The 25,015-nt window shown below is 44.0% G+C and carries 17 protein-coding genes; 8 read left to right on the forward strand and 9 right to left on the reverse strand.

Annotated features, from left to right (window positions below; all coding sequences use genetic code 11):
* Nucleotides 1-95 precede the first annotated feature (95 nt).
* The 3 genes from C9I43_RS08010 to C9I43_RS08020 all read left to right on the forward strand — a co-directional run bounded on the left by C9I43_RS08010 (nucleotide 96) and on the right by C9I43_RS08020 (nucleotide 3,853).
* Nucleotides 96-1,250, forward strand: coding sequence for a ribosomal protein uL16 3-hydroxylase (locus C9I43_RS08010; protein WP_107884084.1), 1,155 nt, complete (start codon nucleotides 96-98; stop codon nucleotides 1,248-1,250).
* Between the two features lie 484 nt (nucleotides 1,251-1,734).
* Entirely contained in the window at nucleotides 1,735-2,733 is a 999-nt protein-coding gene (locus C9I43_RS08015; RefSeq protein WP_107883107.1) for a sulfotransferase family protein, read from the forward strand.
* A 22-nt stretch (nucleotides 2,734-2,755) separates the two neighbouring features.
* Nucleotides 2,756-3,853, forward strand: a complete 1,098-nt coding sequence (locus tag C9I43_RS08020) for an aspartyl/asparaginyl beta-hydroxylase domain-containing protein (RefSeq protein WP_107883108.1) — start codon at nucleotides 2,756-2,758, stop codon at nucleotides 3,851-3,853.
* A 45-nt stretch (nucleotides 3,854-3,898) separates the two neighbouring features.
* Here C9I43_RS08020 and C9I43_RS08025 read toward each other — a convergent pair whose 3' ends face one another.
* Both C9I43_RS08025 and C9I43_RS08030 read right to left on the reverse strand, forming a co-directional pair.
* Nucleotides 3,899-5,470 (reverse strand): tetratricopeptide repeat-containing sulfotransferase family protein, encoded by a 1,572-nt coding sequence (locus C9I43_RS08025; protein ID WP_107883109.1) that lies wholly within the window; start codon nucleotides 5,468-5,470, stop codon nucleotides 3,899-3,901.
* A gap of 346 nt (nucleotides 5,471-5,816) precedes the next feature.
* Complete coding sequence (locus C9I43_RS08030; RefSeq protein ID WP_107883110.1) at nucleotides 5,817-6,272, reverse strand: DUF4826 family protein; 456 nt, start codon at nucleotides 6,270-6,272, stop codon at nucleotides 5,817-5,819.
* 277 nt (nucleotides 6,273-6,549) lie between these two features.
* On the opposite strand from C9I43_RS08030, the gene C9I43_RS08035 reads away from it, so the two are divergent.
* Entirely contained in the window at nucleotides 6,550-7,584 is a 1,035-nt protein-coding gene (locus C9I43_RS08035; RefSeq protein WP_107883111.1) for a Glu/Leu/Phe/Val dehydrogenase dimerization domain-containing protein, read from the forward strand.
* Between the two features lie 193 nt (nucleotides 7,585-7,777).
* Here the strand turns inward: C9I43_RS08035 and C9I43_RS08040 are convergent, their stop codons facing one another.
* From C9I43_RS08040 to ppsA, 4 genes are all read right to left on the reverse strand, one after another.
* Complete coding sequence (locus C9I43_RS08040) at nucleotides 7,778-8,194, reverse strand: MarR family winged helix-turn-helix transcriptional regulator (RefSeq protein ID WP_107883112.1); 417 nt, start codon at nucleotides 8,192-8,194, stop codon at nucleotides 7,778-7,780.
* Nucleotides 8,195-8,340: 146 nt separating this feature from the next.
* Nucleotides 8,341-8,811, reverse strand: coding sequence for a DUF1285 domain-containing protein (locus C9I43_RS08045; protein WP_107883113.1), 471 nt, complete (start codon nucleotides 8,809-8,811; stop codon nucleotides 8,341-8,343).
* A 123-nt stretch (nucleotides 8,812-8,934) separates the two neighbouring features.
* Nucleotides 8,935-11,976 carry a D-2-hydroxyglutarate dehydrogenase YdiJ gene (gene ydiJ / locus C9I43_RS08050; protein WP_107883114.1) on the reverse strand — a complete coding sequence of 1,014 codons (3,042 nt, stop codon included), beginning with the start codon at nucleotides 11,974-11,976 and terminating at the stop codon, nucleotides 8,935-8,937.
* A gap of 98 nt (nucleotides 11,977-12,074) precedes the next feature.
* A complete protein-coding gene (gene ppsA, locus C9I43_RS08055) occupies nucleotides 12,075-14,444 on the reverse strand; it encodes a phosphoenolpyruvate synthase (RefSeq protein WP_107883115.1) in 2,370 nt (789 codons plus the stop codon).
* 124 nt (nucleotides 14,445-14,568) lie between these two features.
* Here ppsA and ppsR point away from each other — a divergent pair, with 124 nt between their 5' ends.
* On the forward strand, nucleotides 14,569-15,381 hold the full coding sequence (gene ppsR / locus C9I43_RS08060; RefSeq protein WP_076499664.1) for a posphoenolpyruvate synthetase regulatory kinase/phosphorylase PpsR: 813 nt from the start codon (nucleotides 14,569-14,571) through the stop codon (nucleotides 15,379-15,381).
* 183 nt (nucleotides 15,382-15,564) lie between these two features.
* The gene (locus C9I43_RS08065) at nucleotides 15,565-16,632 is read left to right on the forward strand and encodes a 3-deoxy-7-phosphoheptulonate synthase (RefSeq protein WP_107883116.1); all 1,068 of its coding nucleotides are present in this window, start codon (nucleotides 15,565-15,567) and stop codon (nucleotides 16,630-16,632) included.
* 229 nt (nucleotides 16,633-16,861) lie between these two features.
* Here the strand turns inward: C9I43_RS08065 and C9I43_RS08070 are convergent, their stop codons facing one another.
* On the reverse strand, nucleotides 16,862-18,526 hold the full coding sequence (locus tag C9I43_RS08070) for a lytic polysaccharide monooxygenase (RefSeq protein ID WP_181317865.1): 1,665 nt from the start codon (nucleotides 18,524-18,526) through the stop codon (nucleotides 16,862-16,864).
* Between the two features lie 130 nt (nucleotides 18,527-18,656).
* The gene (locus tag C9I43_RS08075; protein ID WP_107883118.1) at nucleotides 18,657-22,058 is read right to left on the reverse strand and encodes a chitinase C-terminal domain-containing protein; all 3,402 of its coding nucleotides are present in this window, start codon (nucleotides 22,056-22,058) and stop codon (nucleotides 18,657-18,659) included.
* A 434-nt stretch (nucleotides 22,059-22,492) separates the two neighbouring features.
* Between C9I43_RS08075 and C9I43_RS08080 the strand changes: the two genes are divergently transcribed.
* Nucleotides 22,493-22,924, forward strand: coding sequence for an acyl-CoA thioesterase (locus C9I43_RS08080; protein WP_107883119.1), 432 nt, complete (start codon nucleotides 22,493-22,495; stop codon nucleotides 22,922-22,924).
* 220 nt (nucleotides 22,925-23,144) lie between these two features.
* Complete coding sequence (locus C9I43_RS08085) at nucleotides 23,145-23,810, forward strand: response regulator transcription factor (RefSeq protein WP_076499656.1); 666 nt, start codon at nucleotides 23,145-23,147, stop codon at nucleotides 23,808-23,810.
* Between the two features lie 167 nt (nucleotides 23,811-23,977).
* On the opposite strand, the gene cysB is transcribed toward C9I43_RS08085, so the two are convergent.
* Nucleotides 23,978-24,961: an HTH-type transcriptional regulator CysB gene (cysB, locus tag C9I43_RS08090; RefSeq protein ID WP_076499654.1), complete on the reverse strand. Its 984-nt coding sequence runs from the start codon at nucleotides 24,959-24,961 to the stop codon at nucleotides 23,978-23,980.
* Between the last annotated feature and the right edge of the window lie 54 nt (nucleotides 24,962-25,015).

Genomic DNA, 25,015 nt, shown 5'->3' on the forward strand with positions numbered 1-25,015 from the left:
TAACTGAAATTGGCGATGGACAATACTCTTTCATAAACAGAAATAAGGATTAAGGCGACTCACATCTTCGCGATGTGGTCGCCTTTTTTAACACTATGTATACACTTAATCTCGATATCGCCCAGTTTCTTAGTGAGTACTGGCAAAAGAAACCTCTGCTAATCAAAAATGCTTTCCCGCAGTTTGAAGATCCGATCAGCGCCGATGAATTAGCAGGTCTGGCCTGTGAAGAAGAAATCTCCTCACGTATCGTTGTCACTAAAGATGATAACTGGGAAGTGGTGCAAGGCCCGTTTGAAGATTACGACAACTATGGTGAAACCCATTGGCAATTATTAGTGCAAGCGGTCAACCATTGGTATCCCGATTCCCAGCCATTGGTTGAAGCGCTACGCTTTTTACCAGACTGGCGCTTTGATGACTTGATGGCATCTTTTGCCACCCCAAGTGGCGGTGTGGGCCCACATGTTGATAACTACGATGTATTTATTATTCAAGGCGAAGGTCAGCGTCGCTGGACTGTGGGCGACAACACGCCGCAACAACGCCGTGGTGGCAATCCCAACTCGCCGCTGGTTGAAGACTTCACGCCAATTATCGATGTGGTGCTAGAAAAAGGCGACATGCTTTATATTCCGCCTGGTTTCCCGCATTGCGGCGAAACCCTAACAGTGGCAATGAGTTACTCGATTGGTTTCCGTGCACCAAGCCAGCAAGAATTGGTCAGTGAAGTCGCCGATTACCTGCTCGATAATAACTTAGGTCAGCAGCGTTTCACCTCGCAAACTGAACCAAGTTCAGCGGGTATAGTCAGCCAAGATCATCAAGTGGGTATCATGTCACTCTTGAGCGAGCTGAGCCAAGATCCCAATAGCTACCAAATCGTGTTAGGTAAACTACTGAGCCAGAACCGTTTCGAGCTTGATTTGTGTGAAGGCGAAGAAGCTTACTGCATTGAAGATTTGCAAGATGCGTTTGCCCAAGGTGCAGGCGTCAGCCGTATTGGTGGTTTGAAAGTATTGCGCCTTGAAAATGACTCCGTGCCGCGATTATTCATCAATGGTGAAGTGTATGAGCTGCTAAATACACCAGCAGATATCATCACGCTATTAAGCGATAAAGTGAGCTTAAACGCCGATGAAGCAACAGAGCTATGTCAGCACGAAGAAGTCCAAACCTTATTGTTGAAACTCATCAATCAAGGTTTTTATTACTTAAGTGATAGCGACTTAAACGATAGCGAAGAGTAATACACATAGCGCATTCGTCTGTGACAAGTTGAAAATAAAACAGCATTAAAACAAATGCCGCTCACTATTCTGAGCGGCATTTTTGTTAATTATTTGCAACTAATTTGATTTAATTACTCATCAAAGCTTTATTTTTGCGTGCGCATAAGATGAGTTTTTTAGCATACGATTATCGGGCTAGCCAACATTGTATTATTGTCTTAGCAAATTAACGGCCAGCTTGAAACCACCTGATGAGAAAAAGCCGATACCCTGCCCCACCACACAAACCTAACCATATATATCTAAAGGTAAAACAGAAAATCCATTAACCGTGTTGAGTTACCCGCCATCAATCCCTCTGCATTATTGACGATAAAAAATCTTGCTTAACCGAACATTTTATAAAAAGGACGATGCCAACATCTTAACTTGGTATTTTGAAGTCAAAACCGTGTTCCTGTATGCTGTAGCCAAATTGTTATGTTAATACGGAGTAACACGATTGAGTGCTTGTTTTGATCGCCCCATAATTATTCTGTCTGCGCCTCGCTCTGGTAGTACCTTGCTCTTTGAAGTGCTGTCCCAGAATACCGCTCTATGTACGATAGGCGGCGAAAGCCATGCTGTTATTGAAACGATTCCTGAATTAAATGTAGCTATACGTGGTTTTCACTCCAATGCGTTAAATCAAGAAGATGCAACGACAGATATTATTCAACAGTTGCAAGAAGGGTTTACTGCACAACTGCGCCACGCAGACGGCTCTGGTGTTTCATTGTCTGATGCGCCCATACGTTTTTTAGAAAAGACCCCTAAAAACAGTTTACGTATCGACTTTTTAAACCAAGTATTTCCTGATGCCTTGTTTATCTATTTAGTCAGAGATCCTAAAGAAAATATCAGTAGTATCATGGAAGCATGGCGCTCTAATCGCTTTGTAACATATCCCCAATTACCAGGATTTGGTGATTGGTCTTTATTACTGCCAGCGAATTGGGCGCAGCAAAAAGGCAAAACGCAACAGGAAATCGCCGCGTTTCAGTGGCAGCAGGCAAATGATGCCATCATGACAAGTTTACTCAAGCTGCCTAAATCCCGTTGGCACCTATTAACTTATGCTGATTTAGTGGCGAAACCTAGCCAACAGCTGGCCGCGATTTGCCAGTTTTGTGATATTCCCTTTGATAGCTCATTCCAGCAAATTTGTGCAACTAGCTTACCCTACTCTCGATATACCGTTTCAGCGCCGACACCCAATAAATGGCTTACTAATGCAGCTGCAATACAACATGTATTTCCCGAGATTAAATCGACTTTAAGACAAATTAATCAATTACTAGTAGAGCGAGCAATTGAACCATTATCTGAGGAAGGCATTACGCTAAAGAACCATCAAGAGTCAATTGATCCTAAAGTGTTATATCAGGACATAAGTCGCAATGCGTTGTGCCCATGCCATTCGGGCAAGCGTTATAAACATTGCCATGGCACATTTATTTAACCGGTAAGATGACGAGATAATAATGAAACTTAAACGTGAATTTTACCGACTTCCGCTGCAGTTTGATGTAGCAAGAATGCAACAAGAAATAGCACAATTTACTGATGCAGAATGGGTACCACACCATGAAAATTTTGCGGGAAATTCGGCAATACCACTAATTTCCGTCAATGGTGAATTCAACAATGATTTTAAGGGTGCCATGTTACCAACATCGGCATTGCTGCGGTGCGAATACCTGCAGCAAGTCATTGCCTCATTTGGCGAGGTGATTGGCCGCACTCGATTAATGCGATTAGATGCAGGATGTGAAGTGCCTTTACACTCAGATATTAACCATCACTGGTATAAGCGCGTCAGAGTGCATATTCCCATCGTAACGACTGAAGATGTAGTGTTCCAATGTAATGATAAGCGCGTACACATGGCGGCGGGAGACTGTTGGATTTTTGATTCATGGAAATTTCATAAAGTTGAAAACAACAGCGACCAAACTCGCATTCATTTAGTCGTAGACTTTGCGGGTTCAAGTCGTTTTTGGGCCATGGTTGAGCAAATGGATGAACAGATTGCGACGTCAGCTAAGTTCACTCACTATCAACCGCAGCACACCGTTAATATTCGTACTGAAAAACATAATTACCAAATCATCATGTCACCATGCGAAGTCGAATTGTTAGTCAATGACTTAGTAGCTGACGTGCAATCTTGTCAGCTAAATACTACGCCAATAAAAGCATCATTTAGCCAATTGTTAAAGGGATTTGTCGCTGATTGGCGCGAGTTATGGTTCTTATATGGTGAAGAAAACACTGGCTGGCCTTTATTTCATCATTTACGAGATGAAACACTGAAGCAAGCAAGTCAGTACGACAAAGAAGTGTTTATTTCAAATGGTACTTCAGCAGTTAAAATTTTGGCGCAGTTAATAATAGGCCCATCAATGAATGTAGCACTGGCGCCACAACATACTATTAGTGTTGAAAAATCGATGGACACGCCATTACCCGACAAGCGGATTGGTACAACTACTGGGATCCCTATCGGATTAACTCGAAATAGCCCATGCCATTGTGGTTCTGGCGATAAATATAAAAACTGCCATGGAAAAATAACCTAGTTTTGGATTAAGGAAAGGGCGTTAACAAGCCCTTTTCTATAAGTTTTACTGACCTAATAAACGATGGCGAACGTTAATATTAATCTGTTCAAAATCGAGATAATCTTGCCCCATAAATGCTTGATATTTTTCGCATTGACCTATTGCTTTAGTATTCATGGGTTGTCTAACTTGGCTTGCACTCGGGGTTAAAACCGGCCGTGTCGATTGATAAAAATGCAGGCAAGCAGTTTCAAAATCAACACCACAATAGCCGAGTAACTTAGGTATCTCATCATCAGGCTGAATGACCAGTTTCTCAAAACTGAGATGATAAATATCCTGCGGAAATTGACTATCCCAATGTTCCATTAGTGTTAGGTAATTCTCCCAATAGACTTTGATGTTCTCTAACGAGTAGGAATAATCATGTCCAAAGCTAAAGTATTGTTTAAACACACTCAGCGCATTATCCGTCGTATGTCGAATCACATTAATAATTTTAGCTTGTGGGAAAAGGGTTTTAATTAAACCAATATGGAGAAAATTATTAGGGTTTTTATCAATAACATAATCAGGAACTGTTGAAAAATACTGCGCCGATTGTTGCAAATATTCTTGCTGATATTGATTGATTTTCTCTTGGCTCAAATGTGCCAACTGCTTGGCGTAGCCGCCAGTTTGTTCAAGTGTTAACGCAATTCTTTCTATATAAGGTAGCTCGTCCGTAGCACCTATTAAGCTATGACACGCAAGGATCTGCTCGACTAACGTGGTACCAGAACGAGGCATGCCGACAATAAAAATAGGCACTATTTGTTCAGCAACAACTTTCCGTGCCGTCAGTTCTGTATGTCGCAGTGACTGCACAATATTAATAAATGAAGGTTTTTTAAATGGCTTTAGTGGCGCCAACAATTTATTAGCGTGTGCCATCGCCTCAAACGCTAATTGATGCTGATTTGACTGCTCATAAATCCGATTCATGGTGTACAGCAATAACGCTCGACTCGCATCTGACAGCGATGGAGAATTTAAGGCTGAGATAACTACCGATTTATCACTTTCTGAAAACGTATAATTTTTTAGATCCGCTAGGCTCCAAAATCCGGTAGCCATTTTATCTGGGTTTTCGATGATAAATTGGTGATAAAAATCCGTAGCGAGCTGCGTATTACCGGTTGCTTTATAAATATGCCCTAAATTTAATTTTACCGCAGAATGGTTATAATGACTCACGGTACAAAGCGTTAACTTGTCGATTGCCAATGCCATATTGCCAGTCTGTAATGCTGCCATACCTTGCTTAAATTGCAGATCTAACTCATCAGGAAAGAGAGTAATAAGACGATTAAGCATATCAACTTGTTCAAAATAACGTTGTCTTACTTCGAGTAAATGCAATTTACCTCTCAGCGCACGCTCAAAGTTGGGATCGAGTGTTAAAATAGCATCAAATTTATATTCTGCATCTTTGAAATCACTGGCTTTAAATGCAAGCTCCGCCAAAATCAATAATGCATCTAGGTTATGAGGTTGGCGACGAATAACCTTACGCGCATACATACCCGCGGATGAAAATTGCTGTGAAGCAAAGTAGGCCTTGGCATTTTGTAGATATTGTTCTTCTCGGCTCAAGGAACACGCCCCTATTTTGTTAGTTAGTATTTATCGCAATGTAAAATAATTTAGATAAATCCAGTATAAACAGGTTTGTCTTTAGGATGAAGTCTTAACTGATTTGGATCTAATACAGTATGTTTTAACATCATTATTTAATGTGCAGAACTATTTCAGTGCGAGTAATCATTCGTTTAGATTATCGGTAGCACTTAAAGCTTGAGAAATATCCATAAAAAAACCGAATATATAATCACATTCGGTTTTAACGTATTACGCTGTTAATTTCACTTAATTTGTCAACTGTAACAACCTGACTATAAACGCATAATAGCTAAGTTTTAACGATAAAACAGTGGCAACCTTAAGCTTGTACATTCCATAGTTTATCGTCATTGTGCACAAGATATAAACTTTCAGCGCGCGATACCAGCAACTGTGCAAATTTAGCCTGAGTCGCATCACGGGTAGCACCAGAACGGGTTAAGTTTTCCGCTTGCATTTGCCACATCATAGAGAAATGGCGCACCGCATCACGGGCAGTGGCTGCGACCTTGACCTCAACGAAGTCGGACGGTAAATCACCCGACATCACCCAATAGGTTTTATTGGTTGGGCGTTTTGATTCAATTTTCCAAATTGCCATATAAGGCACAAGATAGCGGCTTTCATCGGCCAACACTTTACTTGGGATCACCCCTTTTTCAGCCAAGAAACGATTCGCTTTTTGAAATTGAGTTCTGACCCACTCTTGACGTCGTGCTTCCATTTCTTCTGCAGAAACATGTTGCTGAGTCTGGTCGACAGCTTGTTCAGTCATACTTCCATCCTATCTTATTGTTATAACGCGAAACCCGCTCTTGGGCCAGTGCGCGATTTATTCTATTGATTGCGGCAAAATTAATGCAATTCATCTGGATCACAAAGCTTACGTTTACGTAAGGTGGAAAGCTAAATTGCCACATATAATGTATTTATTCATTCATTATGCGTGGTTGAGAGTATCGCTAAATGCTATGGTTCTGCAATAAATATAACAAACTGTCGATGGGACTGTTCTCGTCGGCTTTTTCATTGTGTATAGCGGAGAAATTCACGTGGCTGTATTTAATCATGTATCCTTTGACGAGCATGAACAGGTTGTATTCTGTCATGATAAAGAAAGTGGCTTAAAAGCTATTGTCGCCATTCATAACACCAACTTAGGTCCTGCTGTTGGTGGCTGCAGAATGTGGAATTACCAATCGGATGATGAAGCCCTGACTGACGTGTTACGCCTTTCTCGTGGCATGACGTACAAGAATGCGCTTGCAGGTTTGAAGATGGGCGGCGGTAAATCAGTAATCATCGCCGATCCCAAAAGACAAGACCGCGAAGCGCTATTTCGCGCCTTCGGCCGTTTAATTAATAGCTTAGGTGGCTGTTACTATTCAGCTGAAGACGTTGGCACCACGACTGCTGATATCATGATAGCCCACGAAGAAACCCCTTATATGGCAGGTCTTGAAGGCAAAAGTGGCGATCCATCCCCCTTCACCGCCCTTGGTACTTTTTTAGGCATAAAAGCCGCTGTTAAACATAAGCTAGGGCTAGACAGTGTAAAAGGGCTTAAAATTGCTGTTCAAGGTGTCGGTCACGTAGGTTATTACTTATGTAAGCATTTACATGAAGAAGGTGCGCTACTCACGGTTACCGATATTCATCAAGCTTCATTAGATAAAGTCGCTACAGACTTTGGTGCAACCGTTGTGGCACCACAGGATATCTACTCACAGGATGTTGATGTATATGCACCTTGCGCGCTTGGTGCCACATTAAATGATACGACACTGCCTCAATTAAAAGCCAAAATTGTAGCTGGCTGTGCCAACAACCAATTAGCCGAAGTTCGCCACGGCGAACAACTGAAAGAAATGGGCATATTATATACGCCTGACTACGTGATCAACGCTGGCGGCATTATTAATGTCTCGTTCGAGAAAGATTACGACGTAGCTAAATCAACCGCTAAAGTGAAAGAAATTTACAATACATTATTGAAAATTTTCAACCAAGCCGATGCCCAAAACCGTACTACTGGTGCAGTAGCTGATGAAATGGCTAAGGCCATTATTGAAGCGGCTAAAAAATAATTTTAACGCTCTTCTTTATATGCTAAAAGCGACCTTTGGTCGCTTTTTTATTATCTAAAACTCAATTTATCTGCTTGAATTAGTCAGTCTGGTACCGGCAAAAGATAACGTTGAGACGCATTTAAAGCACTATATCAACCACCAAGTAGTAGAACGATAAATACCAGCTAAACTCATTTTATCCATAATGGTTCTAGGTTAATCGATTGATTTTATTTAGCAGTAAAATGAATTGCTGCTGCTCATCATCACTAAAGGTTGAGAGAAATTTTTCGTTGACTCGTTCAGCCTCACACACTAGATCTTGCTCTAACGCTTTGGCTTCATCGGTTAGAAAGATTTGAAAGGCACGGCGATTATCGACTTCTTGATGACGGGTAATAAGGCCTTGTACCTGCAACTGATCGAGCAAACGCGTCATAGTGTAGTTTGCCACATCACAACGTTTTGATAATTCAGTTTGGCTTATCCCCTCTTCTTGCCATAAAGCAAACAACACAGGCCATAGCTTTATATCAAGGTGATAACGCTTAAGTTGCAGGTCAAGCTCGTTTTGCAGCTCAATATTTAAGTGGGATACAAGATAACCTAAGCTTTCATAACGATTCAAACTGCACCTCCTACAGCAAAAATTTACTGTTTTGGGGTTAACCTAAAACACTAATAACCTAACCCAAAGCCTGTTTTAATACTATCACCTAACCCTAATAAACTCGCTAATACAAAAACAGATGATGATGCTATTAATCTACGAACTTATTCTTCATCTAGATCAGATAAATTAAATTCATTCACAAAATTATAGTAACAAGCGCGGCCTAGTTTCCCCCATAAGCCACGTTCAAGCGGCAAATAAATACTGTCTTCGGTGAGTTTCATCTGTTTGATATCAATATGATGGTGCTCAGTTTCAATACTGGTTCGCACATCAAGCCATGTATGACATTGCGAAGGCTCAAAATCGATTATCAACAACGGCGCATCTTCTACTTGTACTCGCACTTTTTCAACTGGGGTAATTAAGAAATACTCGCTCTCAATACAATGTAAAATGCTGGCGAACAACTTAGCAAATTTTGTCGGCAACGATGTGCCTAGATAGGTCCAATCACCCAAGGCGTTAATATTAAACAATGGCACTTCACTACACAATGGTACTGTCGTTAACACGCTATCGGAGGCCAATTGTGTAAGTGTGTGTTGAATGCTTTGCGTTATTTGTTCCATCCGCTGTCTCCGTCATCCATAAAAAAACCAGCCTTACGGCTGGCTTTAGTGTGACATTCCTCACTGGGATATACCAGCAAGGATAATAACGACCTTGAGGGTAAATTTAAGTGGTTAACCCCCTTATATATTCGCTAACTCGAGCAGTGCTTCAAGCGGATGCTTTGGTTTATAGCCCGCAAAGCGCTTCACTTGGCTGCGACAAGAATACCCTGAGACCAACACTTGTGGCTGCTCAATTTTTGCCAAGGTTTGCTGCCAAGACATATCAAATAATGCCTTAGAACGCTCGAGATTTTCAGCCTCATGGCCATAGGTCCCTGCCATGCCACAACAACCTAAATTGACTGCGGTTAACTTAGCGCCAAAGTGAGCAAATATTTTAGTCCACTCATTGGCGGTATTTGGCTTGGCCGTCGATTCAGTACAATGACTAAACCAAGTGTATTGCTTATCTTGCTCAGCTTTTGCGGGTAAATCCTTGATGATATTAAGTAACCACTCATTGGCAAGCTTCACCTCGAAATTACCGCGATTGCCCCCTAATACTTCACGGTATTCATCGCGATAACACAAGACTAAGGCAGGATCGATACCGACCATAGGCATACCTAATCTATGCACTTGATTTAAAAAGTCAGCACTCGACTGCGCCGTTTTTGCAAACTTATCTAAAAAACCTTTAATATGCGTTGGCTTACCATTGGGTTTATAGGGTAACAACACAGGTTTTAAACCAAGCTTTTCAATTAACTGGATAAATCGATAAACAAGGCCTGAGTCATAAAAACTGTTAAAGGGATCTTGCACCACCAGCACAAACTGCGCGCGCGCTTCTTCTGGAATCGCTTGTAATGCTGCTAAGTCATACCCACGGCTCGCATGACCATCAAGTCTTTGCTTTAAGGTTGGCACCGATAACGCGGGGGCATCCACATAACCAATAGCTTTTTTAATCACCCATTGGCTGAATGGATTTTGCGCAGCAAAGTTAGTCAGGCGCGGCGCGGCGGCCATCAATGGCAAGCTGTCTTCTATCCCCGCAACGAGATAGTCCTTCGCTGGCCTTAAATAACGTTGATAGTAAATATTAAAAAATTGCGCTCTAAATTTTGGCACATCCACTTTAACCGGACACTGTCCAGAGCAAGCTTTACAGGCTAAACACCCCTTAAGCGATTCCATTACTTCATGGGAATAATCATAATCACGTTTTGCATTAAAGGTATTTTGCACGCGCTGCAACAAGCCTAGAGGCTTGGCTTTTGCCAGTGCGTTTACATCTACTCCTTCACCCTCAAGTAGCCTTAGCCACTCTCTCATGAGCCCTGCGCGCCCTTTGGGAGATTGGACTCTGTCACCTGTCACCTTAAATGACGGACACATGGGCGAATAACTGCTGTAGTTAAAACACAGACCGTTACCGTTACAGTTCATTACATCGGGAAATGCATCGCGAATTTCGATAGGAATTTGTCGGTCAAACTTACCGCGCTTAACACTATCGATATCGTAGTAAAGCGCGCCCACCTTTTTAGGTGCTACCAGTTTACCTGGGTTAAGACGATTATCGGGGTCAAACCAGCCTTTGATATCTTGCAACACGCTATAAAGTTCATCGCCAAATACCGATGGACCGTATTCACCGCGCACACCTTTACCGTGCTCGCCCCACATCAAGCCGCCGTATTTAAGCGTGAGCGCCGCAACTTGATCCGAAATCACTCGCAGCAGTTTTTCATCTTCAACATCGCACATATCAAGCGCGGGCCTAACATGTAATACGCCCGCGTCTACATGACCAAACATACCGTATTGCAGATTATGCCCATCTAATACTGCGCGAAACTCCATAATATAATCAGCGAGTTTTTCGGGCGGTACTGCGGTATCTTCGGCAAAGGCGATAGGCTTACGTCGGCCTTTTGTCGCGCCCAATAAGCCAACGGCTTTTTTACGCATGCCATAGATTTTTTCAATACTGGGCTTATCTTGCGTCACTTGGTAACCCAATACGCCGCACTCACCATTCCTGATTTGTGCCGTTAAAACAGCTTCAAGACTCGCCAGCCTTTGCTCAACGTCCGCGGTATCACCCGCAAACTCAACCATATTAAGGCCATCGATGACTTTACCTGGCACTTCTTGAATTAAGTCAGCAACGGAATGCCAGACAATGTCTTCACGGGCTAAGTTAAGTACTTTTGAATCGACAGTTTCAACCACAGTCGCGCGCGCAGCCACTAGCGATGGTGCATGACGTAATGCTGATTGAAACGAATCATACTTAATATTCACCATGGCACGCTCAGTCGGCAGTGGGGTGATATTCAGTTTCGCTTCGGTGATGACGGCAAGTGTGCCCTCTGAGCCGGTCAAAATTCGAGATAAATCAAATTGAGTTAGGCTATCGTTCCACACGTGTTTTAAATCATAACCCGTGAGGAAACGATTGAGCTTAGGAAACTGCGTTTCAATCTGGGCTCGTTTTTCGTGGCATACCGCCGCTACCGCAGAAATTAGTTTTTGCCCAAGGGGATTTGTACTCACTTCATTGAGGTTAGATAGTAATTGCGCATCTAAAGGCTGAGTATCAAGCACACTGCCATCAATTAATACACTGCGCAGCGCCAGCACGTGATCGGATGTCTTACCATAAACCAGTGAACCCGCACCCGAGGCATCGGTATTGATCATTCCGCCAATCGTGGCGCGGTTTGAGGTGGATAAATCGGGACTAAAAAAATAACCATGGGGGCGCAATGCATCATTGAGCGCATCTTTAACCACGCCCGCTTCTACTCGCACCCAACCTTGCTCAGCATTTACTTCGAGCACGCGGTTCATGTAACGCGACACATCCAAAATCAAACCATGGGTTAACGACTGTCCATTTGTGCCTGTACCGCCGCCCCGCGCACTAAAAGTTACACTGCGATACTCATCGGTAGCAGCAAGCGTTAAGGCAATTTGGATATCCAACTGGGTTTTAGGATACAGCACGGCTTGAGGCAGAAATTGATACACTGAGTTGTCCGTTGCTTGCACTAAACGGGCACTGTAACGTTTGTCTATGTCACCGGAAAAGGTGCTTTGCTCTAGCGCATCAAGGTACGCCAAATACACGGGCTCTAATGTTTGTTGATGTGATAGCAGGGGTAACATGGCTGGCTTCTGTCAATTATCGTTATAGCGCCATTATAAACAAAAAAAAGCCGCTAAAAAGCGGCTTTTTTAACATCTTTATAAAATTACGCTACAGATCACCCGTGTGCTTCAGCCAAATATAGCCAAGTATCAATCACGGTATCAGGGTTAAGTGACACAGTATCAATACCCTGCGCGACTAACCAAGCTGCAAAATCGGCGTGATCCGAAGGACCTTGACCACAAATACCAATGTACGCGCCCTTTGCTTTAGCCGCTTTAATCGCTAAAGAAAGTAACATTTTAACCGCTTCATCACGTTCATCAAACAAATGGCTGATAATACCTGAGTCGCGATCAAGGCCGAGTGTTAGTTGAGTTAGATCGTTTGAGCCGATAGAGAAACCATCGAAGTGCTCAAGGAATTGCTCGGCTAATAGCGCGTTTGAAGGCACTTCACACATCATAATGACGCGTAAACCATCTTTACCACGCTCTAAACCTTGCTCTTTAAGCAGGCCGATCACTTGCTCAGCTTCTTTTACTGTGCGTACGAACGGGATCATCACTTCAACGTTCGTCAAGCCCATGTCATTACGGACACGTTTGATCGCTTCACACTCTAGGGCAAAACAGTCACGGAACGATTCAGAGATATAACGGCTTGCACCGCGGAAACCCAGCATTGGGTTCTCTTCTTCTGGCTCATATCTGTCACCGCCCACCAAGTTGGCATATTCGTTAGACTTAAAGTCTGACATACGCACGATAACTTTCTTAGGATAGAAAGCCGAGCCGATAGTCGCGATACCTTCAACTAAACGAGCAATGTAGAATTCAACTGGAGAATCGTAACCGGCGATCATCTCGTTAATTTCAGTTTGCAGCGCAGCGTCTTGTTGATTGAACTCAAGCAGTGCCTTCGGATGAATACCAATCATACGGTTGATGATGAATTCTAAACGCGCTAGACCCACACCTTCGTTTGGTAAACGGGCGAAATCAAATGCTCTGTCTGGGTTACCGACGTTCATCATGATTTTCATTGGCAGTTCAGGCAACGAATCAACACGATTTGAAATTACTTCAAAATCTTGTTTACCTTCGTAAATAAAACCTGTGTCACCTTCAGCGCAAGAAACCGTCACAATTTGACCGGTTTTGATACGGTCAGTCACATCACCACAACCCACTACCGCTGGCACACCTAATTCACGGGCAATAATTGCCGCATGACAGGTACGGCCGCCACGGTTGGTGACAATCGCGCTAGCGCGTTTCATGATAGGCTCCCAATCAGGATCAGTCATGTCGGTGACTAACACATCGCCAGGTTGTATTTGATCCATATCAGCAATAGACGTTAATACTTTAGCAACGCCAGTACCCACTTTATGACCGATAGCGCGACCTTCACAGATCACAGCGCCGCGGCTCTTTAAGTGATAACGCTCAATCAATTGTACGTCTTCACGGCTACGTACCGTTTCTGGACGCGCTTGAACGATATACAGCTTGCCGTCATTACCGTCTTTTGCCCATTCGATATCCATGGCACGACCGTAATGTTTTTCGATAATCATGGCTTGTTTTGCTAACTCTTCAACTTCGGCGTCGTTGATAGAGAATTGACGACGCTTGTCTGCAGCGACATCTTCAATTTTGACTTGTTTGCCGTGAGCAACGTCATCTGAATACACCATTTGGATGAGCTTGCTACCGATATTACGGCGCACAACAGCCTTATGACCTAAGGCTAAAATAGGTTTGTGAACATAAAATTCATCAGGGTTAACTGCACCTTGAACAACCATTTCACCTAGGCCAAAAGATGAAGTGATAAATACCACATCGTTATTGCCAGATTCAGTGTCCATAGTGAACATCACACCTGAGGCCGCTTTGTCTGAACGTACCATACGTTGTACGCCAGCAGATAAAGCCACACCGTGGTGCTCGTAACCTTGGTGAACACGGTAAGAGATAGCGCGATCGTTAAACAGCGATGCAAATACGTGTTTAACAGCAACGAGCACAGACTCATAACCTTTCACGTTTAGGAAGGTTTCTTGCTGACCCGCAAAGGATGCGTCTGGCATATCTTCTGCAGTAGCTGAAGAACGAACGGCAAATGAAGCTTCGCTCGTTTCTGCGGCAAGTTTATCGTAAGCTTCACGAATGGCTTGCTCGAATGCAGGTTGGAATGGCGTGTCGATAACCCACTGCCTGATCTGTGCGCCTACTTTAGCCAACGCATTGACATCATCTACATCCAATGTGGCTAGAATGTCATAAATTTTCTGGTTAACTCCGCTTTGTTCAAGGAACTCATTGAAAGCATAGGAAGTTGTCGCAAATCCGCCAGGTACTTGAACGCCGGCATTAGCCAGATTGCTGATCATCTCGCCTAGAGAAGCATTTTTGCCGCCAACCAAGTTGACGTCACCCATGCCTAATTCTTGATACCAGAGTACGTATTGCTGCACAGTTCTATCTCCGCAAGTTTATTTCAGTGGCCCCTTCACACGAGGGCAGCGGCATTTTACACTCCAGCTCAACATGCGTAAATCTATAATTTCATTTGTAATTTTATTACTACAAGAGGTCAGTATGGCACCAAAAGTATTCTATATTTCCGATGGGACAGCAATCACTGCTGAGGTCTTTGGTCATGCGGTTCTCTCGCAATTTCCACTAGAATTTGAGTCACTTACCATTCCTTTCGTCGAAACTCCGACCAAAGCCGAGCAAGTTAAGCGCCAAATTAATGATTGTTTTATTACAACAGGTGAGCGGCCCTTAGTGTTCCATTCGATCGTAAAACCTGAAATTCGCGACATCATCTACTCCAGTGAAGGCTTAGATTATGATTTTTTGAATACCTTTGTCGCACCTCTGGAGCAACATTTAGGTGTTTCAGCTTCTCCAGTGCTACATCGAACTCATGGAAAAGCTAATCATGGCTATGAAGCGCGTATCGATGCGATTAATTTTGCGATGGATAATGATGACGGCCAAACCATGAAACACATGGATAAAGCCGATTTAGTGTTACTGGGGGTGTCACGCTGTGGTAAAACGCCATCGAGTCTGTATTTATCGATGCAGTTTGGAATTAAGGCGGCCAACTATCCGTTTACCGAAGATGATATGGATGATCTTAAATTACCTGAAGCGCTTAAACGCAATAAGAAAAAACTCTTTGGCCTGACAATCGATCCCGTGCGTTTACACGAAATCCGCCAAAGCCGTATGGAGAACAGCCGCTACTCATCGCTCAAACAGTGCCGTTTAGAGGTCAAAGAAGTGGAAATGCTATTTAAACGCGAACGTATTCCCTATATCGACACCACCAATCATTCTGTCGAAGAAATAGCGACCAAAATATTGGATGTCACGGGCCTTGAACGGCACATGTTTTAAGATAAAAGAACAAAACTCACCCCGATAATCCGAGTGAATTTAACGTAAAGAGGTCTAACTTAAATTAAATTCATTGCACGGTTGCCGATAATTAACGCAATTGGCACTGTGCAACTCGGTTCGATTCGTTATAATCCGAGGCAATCTGGCGAAAAAGCGCCGCACGCAAGCTCGGTATTTTGAATGACCATTAAAACAGACGAACTACGCACCTCCTTATTAGCAAAAGTCATCTCACCTGCGCAACTGGCATCTGAGTTCCCATTAACTCAAGATGCGGCCGATTATCTAGTTCAACAACGCCGTGAAGTCGAAGCCATTATTAGTGGTGAAGATCAGCGTTTATTGGTCATCATCGGCCCATGTTCAATCCACGATACTCAAGCAGCGTTAGATTATGCGCAGCGCTTAGCTGCGTTACATCAAGAATTGAAAGATGATTTGTGTATTTTAATGCGCGTCTATTTTGAAAAGCCGCGCACGATAGTCGGCTGGAAAGGATTAATTTCAGATCCTGATCTTGATGGCAGTTTTGAACCCAATAAAGGTCTACGCATTGCCCGCGAGTTACTGCAGCAAATCACCGAATTAAAATTACCGATTGCCACCGAATTTTTAGATATGGTGAACGGTCAATATATTGCAGACCTTATAACTTGGGGCGCGATTGGTGCACGCACCACTGAAAGCCAAGTTCATCGTGAAATGGCTTCTGCATTATCGTGCCCAGTTGGTTTTAAAAATGGTACCGATGGCAACATCAATATCGCCGTCGATGCCGTACGTGCTGCACAAGCACCACATATTTTTTATTCACCGGATAAAGATGGCGTAATGGCCGTTTATCGCACCCACGGTAACCCGTTCGGACATATTATTTTACGTGGCGGTAAAAAACCGAATTATCATGCTGCCGATGTTGAAAAAGCACGCCAACAACTCGAATCCGTTGGCATAACTCAACGTATGATAGTCGATTTCAGCCACGGCAATAGCGAGAAAAACCATCTTAAACAGCTCACGGTTGCCGATGAAATCATGGCGCAAATGCGTACCGGCAGTAGCGCCATTGCCGGCATTATGGCCGAAAGCTTTATTGAGGAAGGCAATCAAAAAGTCATTGCTGGCGAGCCATTATGTTATGGCAAGAGTATTACCGATGCGTGCTTACATTGGCACGACTCTGAAAAACTGCTACGCGATTTAGCCAGCGCCTCACGTGACAGACGCGCCTTGTTTAACAACATCTAACTGGCGATAAAGCAATAAAAATGGCCATAAAGCTGCTATTAATCAGCGACTTTATGGCCATTATTCTTTTTAGCATTAACTCAGTGTTTTTGAAGCTTAGGACAATAATGACATAAACCGCCACAGCCCTTTCAACTCAACTAGCAACTCAGTCTTAGCTCAATCAACATGACTTGTATCCACCAGCGCTAACGCCATAATCTCATACAAAAAGTCATTCAAACAATAATTAAGGACAAACATAAGCGCCTTTATCTGTCCAAGCAGAGCTTGCACTCGGCACTTCATTACGGCTCCACCACTTAGCTTGCCATAATTTGTCTTGATAACTCACCTGTGCGCCCTGCGGATAACCCATGCTCGCCGACCAAGGTTGAGTCACCACACTCACCAGCTGCCACGCCTCATTATTGCTGCTTGGTTCACTACCTTGTTGCCACCATTTGGCCTGCCACACTAATTGTGCATGAGCGACTTTATCACCTGTTTGATAGGCATTACTGGCATTCCAAGCAGCATACCGCCCAGCGGCTGGATCGCTTATCCCACAGGTCGTTGGCGGCGTTGTCGCCTCAGTATTCACTTTAAAAGCAAACTGCTGCGCTTGACCGCTAACAGCTTGGTTAATGTGCAGCACATAATCGCCCGCTTGCGTCAGTGAAATAGCCAGTGCTTGCACTGTTTCGCCGACGTTCAGATTTTGCTCAAACACCCAAGTGCCCGCTGGCGCGCCAAGGGTTTGCACCCTAACTTGGGTTTCAATCGCTTGGTTAGGGCTATTAGTAGCACTTAAGCTCAGCTGTAATTGTGCTTTTCCTTCGGCCAAAGTGTATTCACTGGCTAACCCGGTCAACGCAACGATGGCGCTTGGCGCGGATTTAAGATCTAAGCGATAGCTTTGATCTGCCGCTTGCAGCCACACTTGGTTGGTAACGATGTCGGTGGCCGAAAACACGATAGCACCACTGGTTTGCTTCACGCCAACTTGCACCTGCGCGCTGTGGCTTGCGGCAATGATGCCCGCCAATTCCTGCGCCCAATTTGCCACATTGCTTGGCGTGATGGTTAACCGCTCAAACACGCGTTCATCGCCTTGGGCAGAAAACACCCTAAACCACACTTCATCGCCAACCTTAGGGTTAACGCCTGTGGGCACATACGCGCCAGCGGTAACCCAAGTGTCGGGTGTCGGCGTTGGATCAGGGTCAACAGTGCCCGCGCCAATACGGATGTCGCTACAGTTATAAAACCCTTCACCCACCACATCGTTACGTTGCCAGCGGGTATACAAGGTCGCATCGCCGCTACGACTTGCAGGTAATGTCACCATAATACGATAGAACTTTTTACCATTGATAATCACAATCGGTTGATCTTGCAGTTCATCGACTAAAGTGAGTTTTTCCCAACTTAACGATTCAGTAGCACTGTTAAAGTCACTATTTGACAAGAAAAACTGCCAAAAACTGGGATTATGCGGTGTATGGGCATCGAACAAGAGTTCAATTTGGCCATTCGCGTCGGGGGTGACTGTGGTGCGCTGGTAATGCGCCGAGGGTAAATCAAGCCCGCGTTTAGCAGTGTCGCCACCTGCACATAACAAACCGTTAGGGATCGCAGTTTTAACGGCGGCTAAATTGTTATAATCGCTCACATTGATTGAAAATTCATTATTTTGCACAAATTGTACTGTGCCGGCTTCGGTAAAGGCTTGGCGACAGGCAAGGTTTGGAATACCTGAGCCGTCGGCTGGCCACCAATAGCCGCCATCGTTAACACAAAATTGCTGTCTTGCTTTAGGGAACTCAACAAAACCATGGGCTAGTGCTTGCTGGCTAATGCCCAGTAATATTGCCGCGCTGACAAGGCGGCGCACTGAAAAAATTGCTGACATAACAAGATTCCTTCTGTTATTCACATAATAAATGGCTGTTCTAAAAAAATGCGCCAGTCGCATACTGAGTACGACTGGCGCAGGCAGTCACCCTATCGCGTCGCGTTAGGGTGAACAGTTTGACGAGTGTTTACAGACTGCACAAAGGCTTCCAAGAACTTGTGGTACCAGGTTTATCCTGCGTCCACCACAGCGCTTCAAACACACTGCTGGCATCCTTCATTTTATCGCCCGTGGCGGCATGGCTTGGGTTGCCCTGCCAATCCTTTTGCGGAAAATTAGGATACGCTGCAATTGTGCTGGCATTAATGCCCTTGGCTGCACAGCTATTGCCAACTGGTGGCGTGATGCATTCTGGCAGGCTTGGATTAAGTTCGCAGGCAGTAGGGTCTGTTGGCGTTACGCTCACGCTGTCTTTGCCCGCAAACGCATAACGTTGGCCATTAAAGCTCACGGTGAAGTTAGACGGCATAGACACAGGTAAGTAGTACTTGATCACGCCCTCAAAACTCGCGCCCGGTGCGATGTTCTTCCACGTTGGCAGAGTGAACTTGATGTGATGGAAATCGTTTTCCAAGCCACCAATGTTATTGCCCGCGGCGTTAGAGCCATCGACCATTACCGTTAAGCCCATACCCGATTGATCGCTAATTTCAGCTGAAGTTGAGGTTGAAATATCAAACTCAAACACCGCGCCACCCGGAATGGTAACGCTGCTGTTGTTGGTGATAACCAGATCAGGCGTAATAGGATAATTACTGTCGCCCACTTTAAAGCCTTTCAGTTCAGCACTTAAGGCTAACGTTTGTGTTGGCGCCGCGCTGTTGCTAATGCGGTTGCCGTAAGGCGTTGCCGTGGCAAAACCGTTATAGGCAATGGTTGTCATAGTATCGCCGATGAAATATTCACCTTGACCGTTGTTACGGCTTGGATACCAATCAAAGTCACCCGCCAGTTCCCAGAACATCACGCCGCCGATGCCTTTATCAACCACATATTGCACTTTACGCGCCATGGCTTGCTCATCTTCTGTCGATAAGAACACTTTTTTAGTTGGGTTCCATAACCAAGATGATTCAGCAACGGCATCGTAATGACGCTCATATACACCCACTAATGCATCAGCAGGATCGGTATCAGGTTTTAAACCGTAAGCGGCAAGATAGCTGCCGCTAATACCTTGCTCAAGGTTTTTGGCATGCCACATAGGGTTAGAACCGGCGAACATTTCGTCACCACGCATATCCGAATCATGCCATAGGTTATCAATGCCTTGTGCGCCATAACCACAGTTTGATGTACCATCGCCCGTACCTGTAGGGCAAGCACTTTGATTAGGATAAGCCGCTAAGCCCCACAAACCGTTAGTGCCGCCTTGTACGTTTTGCCAACCGCGGGTGTAATACGGAATACCTATGTTGATACGACCGGCAGGCATAGCGCCGCGGAAATAATGGTAAGCCCAATCGGTATTGAGGTAACCAATATTGCCGTATTGCACTGTGCTGTACACATCCCAAAATGCCAGTTCGGCATCGCTACCTGTGTCGAACAGCGCCGCGTTATGGCCAACAAAGTCATTCCACGCACCGTGTAAGTCGTAGCTCATGATGTTAACGTAATCCAAATAACGGGTCATTTGGTACGCTTCCATCCCGCGCAGTAAATAGCCTGAAGCCGGTGACGCCACGGTTAACATATAATGTTTACCATCGGCAACACCCGCTGCATCGAGTTTTTCACGCAGAGTTTTCATCAATACATCGTATTGTTTGAATAAGCTCGCGCGCATTGGCTCGGAAACCGCAAAGTCATCTGGATTACCCGATTTGGCCATAGATGTTGCATATTCATAATCGATATCTGCGCCATCAAAACCATAGGTACGTAGAAAAGTCACCACAGAATCGGCAAACGTATCCATAGCTTGCTGGGTTTTGGTCATTTCATAGAAGCCACCCGACGCCACACGCGTACCATCATCGGCAAAGAAACCACCAGTTTCTGCCCAGCCACCGATCGAGATCAGCGTTTTGACATTAGGATGTTGTTTCTTGTATTTGTTCAGTAAGTTGAAATGCCCTTTATAGGCAAATTGCGGATCCATTTCGGCGCCCGCAATCCCTTCCCATGTCATGCCAGTCGCAGCATTATTAGGATTGGTTGGATTGCCAATAGACACTTTGTTGCTAGCATCAACATGCGCAAACGCATAGTTAATGTGGGTGATTTTATCCCACGGGATATCGTTAGCTAAATAGGCAGGTTGATTGTTTTTACCCGTGCGCCAAGACGTAAAGTAACCGATGATACGACGCGCATGATCAGCGCCCATTTTTTCACGGCCTTCAGAATCATACACTTGGCAATAAGGTGAATTATCCAATAACCCTTCTGGACGACAACTTTCATCATCTGTGCTTGGCGTGCCAGCAAAACCGGTTACCGCGCCAGACATCGCGCTCAAGCCTAAATCATCAATCGCTTCAACCTGTAAACGTACAGGTCCATCAATTACAGCGCTATATTCAGCGCTATAGGGCGCCGTGGTGTCTTCGCTAACGAGTTCACCATTGACCCAAAAGCGCACACGGCTGACGCTGCCATCGACATCACTCGCAGTAGCATTGAGCGTCAGTGGCGTATTGAGCGCCATTACAAAGCCTTGCTCGATACCGCTTAAACTCACCGTTGGCGCTACGTTGGCGGCATTAACAACAAGATTTATTGCTGCTGATGTGCCGACTCCTCCGCGGGTATCATAGGCTTTGGTCACCAGTTGATATTGTCCCGCCGCACTTGGCGTAAAACTTAATTGATATGGCGCGCTGTTATCACTCACCTTGAGCTGACCATTCAGCCACAACTCCACTCGTGAAACGCTATCGCCAGCATTACTGTCACTCGCTTGTGCTTGTACTAATACGCTCTCCCCCGCATTGACAACGCTGTCATTTGTTGGTGACAAAATAGTCGTCACAGGTGCTACGTTTGCCTCCTGCGTATCAGTAACTAACACGCTGATATTTTGCAACGTTTCGGCGCCTCTATCGTCCACTGCACGCACTTGAAATACCACTGTGCCTGCCGTTGTAGCAGCCCAAGGGCTTGCAACCGCCACGCCATTAATCGACCAAACTAAACTTGCGACTGTGCCATCGGCATCTGTTGCACTGGCCGCTAATACGACGCTATCGCCAACGTTAACATTCGCGCCTGCGACAGGAGATGTGACGGTAATAACAGGTGCTTGATTCACGACGCCCGAATCACAAGTACCAAGGTTCTTCCACACATTTCCCTGCGCAGCCGTAGATGGCGATTCATTGGTGGTCCACCACTGGTTTTTATACAGCGCATTTTGGTGGGTGACTTGGGTTGGTGTGGCATACACTTGACCTGCTGACCAAGGCGCAATGCCTTCGCAGCTAACCGTAACTGCTTGCGCGTGCAAACTCACGCCAAACAGTGATAGACCAATTGCCATCGCAAGCGGTGCTCGCGTAGACAATCTGGATGTAACGTTACTCATGGGTAAATTCCTTATGACTATTTTTATTGTTTTATATTGATGTCAACTACCCAAAGTGAGTTTGAAATCAAACTCCCAAACTGCAAGGCAACAGTCGTGACATTGCCAACCTATACTCATGTTTCATTTTTGTTAACCCATTGGTTATAACTATTTTGCATATGATATATCAAATGCAGGATTTATATTTAATCCGAAAAAATAGTCACTTACTGTATTCACAATCTAGCAATGAAGAGAACACGCTTTTTTTTCACACTATCAACTGTATTAAATTTAGGCTACATAAGCGTTTCAGCATATTGCTAAAATGTTATTTTCAGGGGCGTAAAAGTGCGATTATCGATAAGTTTTGGCTAATTCTAGGCAAGTTTTATTGATGTCGTTATACTCCGCCCCTCTTAGACTTTTATCGTATAACTTTAGGTTAATGTATGTCGAACGCACTAGAACAAACCCAAACTGATTATTCTGATATTATCGAACAACGGATAAATCAATCAGAAGCTCGAGTCATTAAAGCGGTTTTCCCAGCAATAACTAACCACCACAATACGCTATTTGGTGGCGAGGCATTAGCTTGGATGGACGAAACCGCTTTTATTGCCGCTACACGCTTTTGTCGCAAAACATTGGTTACCGTCAGTTCAGATAGAATCGACTTTAAAAAACCGATTCCTGCCGGCACATTAGCAGAGCTTATCGCTCGGGTGATCCATGTAGGTAATACTTCTCTAAAAGTAGAAGTTAATATTTATGTCGAAAATATGTACCAAGATCATCGAGAGCATGCAATACGAGGTGTATTTACCTTTGTTGCGGTTGACGAACAACGAAATCCTACTCAAGTGTGGCCTAACAGATAGTTTTTAAGCCTTATAAAGATACAGATTAGTCCATTATCCTAGGCTTTTTATGGCTACGTTACGCTGCGTATGTTGCTTAGCAATATAGCGATCGAAATCTAACAACCAGAAACATATCAAAATTTTGTTCTTCTTGGCGAATAAAGCAATAGGATCCTTGATTACTTTTCTGTTACATTGAGTTCAATCTTCACGCGCAACGAACATAATCATAAAAGCCATGAAGCTAGAAAACTTAAATATAATTATCGCAGATGATCATCCATTGTTCAGAAATGCACTACGTCAAGCACTCACAAGTGCCTTTGAGCATGCACAATGGTTTGAAGCCGACAGTGCTGATGCACTACAAGTAGTACTTGATGATCGTCATGTTAATTACGATCTCGTGTTACTGGATCTGCAAATGCCTGGTTCACACGGCTACTCTACCCTTATCCATTTACGCTCACATTACCCTGACTTACCCGTTGTGGTAATTTCAGCTCACGAAGACATTAATACCATCAGCCGTGCGATTCATTACGGTAGTAGCGGATTTATCCCCAAATCGTCCTCCATGGAAGCCCTTAAAGAGGCTCTCACAGCGGTATTGTTCGGCGATATTTGGCTGCCCAAAGGCGCTGAAATCATTCCAATTGAAGATGATGCTGTTGATAAAATGGCCAGTAAATTATCTGACTTAACACCACAACAATATAAAGTACTGCAAATGTTTGCTGAAGGTTTATTGAATAAACAAATTGCCTATGATTTAGGCGTATCAGAAGCGACAATTAAGGCACATGCCACTGCAATTTTTAGAAAACTCGGCGTTCGCAATCGTACACAAGCCGTTATTGCACTGGCACAGTTGGAAATGTTAGATAAAATGGATATCTCTTAACTCGGCCATAATTCTTTATCTTGAGCTAATGGCGAAGGATTTATTCTGTCGTAAAATAAGTGTCCATAAATATCCAATCTATTATAAATATCCATAAAAAATGCCGCTTATTCAGCGGCATTTTTTATGGATTATTTTTGTTAACTGCGAGAACGATATTTACCTTACTATCGCATCGGTAAATTTTTATCCGCAAACATTTCATCAATAAGTTGTTGATCCCGTAACGCTACAGCTTTTTCAACTACATCGCGGGTTAAATGTGGTGCAAAATGTTGAATAAAGTCATACATATAGCTGCGTAAAAAACTGCCTTTCCTAAAGCCAATTTTAGTCGTACTGTGCGCAAATAAATGTCCCGCATCAATAGCGACTAAATCTTTATCAACAATAGGGTCAATCGCCATTGAGGCAATCACACCAACACCTAAACCCAAGCGCACATAGGTTTTAAGCACATCGGCACTGGTTGCACTAAATACAACACGAGGTTCTAAATTAGCATGGTTAAAGGCTTTCTCGATTTCAGAAGCGCGGTCAAAACCAAAAACATACGTGACCAGTGGAAAACGTGCTAACTCTTCAATACTTATTGGAGAATTTTGATTTCGCGTTGCAAGTGGATGATCTTTAGGTACGACAATAGAACGATTCCAGTGATAACAAGGCAACATAATTAAATCTGAATACAAATGCATAGCTTCGGTTGCTATGGCAAAATCGGCATCACCACGAGCCGCTTGTTCACTGATCTGCGACGGTGTGCCCTGATGCATATGCAAGTTCACTTTAGGATAGCGATCAATGAACTGACGAATGATCGTCGGTAATGCATAACGCGCCTGTGTATCGGTAGTAGAAATATTTAACTCGCCTTGATCAGGCTTAGTGTATTCTTCAGATACTTTTTTAATGCTATCAACTTTTCCCAAAATGTCATTGGCAATACTGATCACTTGTAGACCCGCAGGTGTGACATGGGTTAAATGTTTACCGCTACGACCAAATATTTGGATCCCCAACTCATCTTCTAGCATACGAACTTGTTTGCTGATCCCAGGCTGGGATGTATACAAGTTTTCAGCTGTTGCCGATACATTAAGGTTATGCTTGACGACCTCGGCAATATATCTGAGTTGTTGCAGTTTCATTTTATTTCCTTGTATCTAACCACGAAAAATGCCATTAACAGCTGAGTCATAAAT

The organism is Shewanella morhuae, from assembly GCF_003028295.1.
GTDB lineage: Bacteria > Pseudomonadota > Gammaproteobacteria > Enterobacterales > Shewanellaceae > Shewanella > Shewanella morhuae.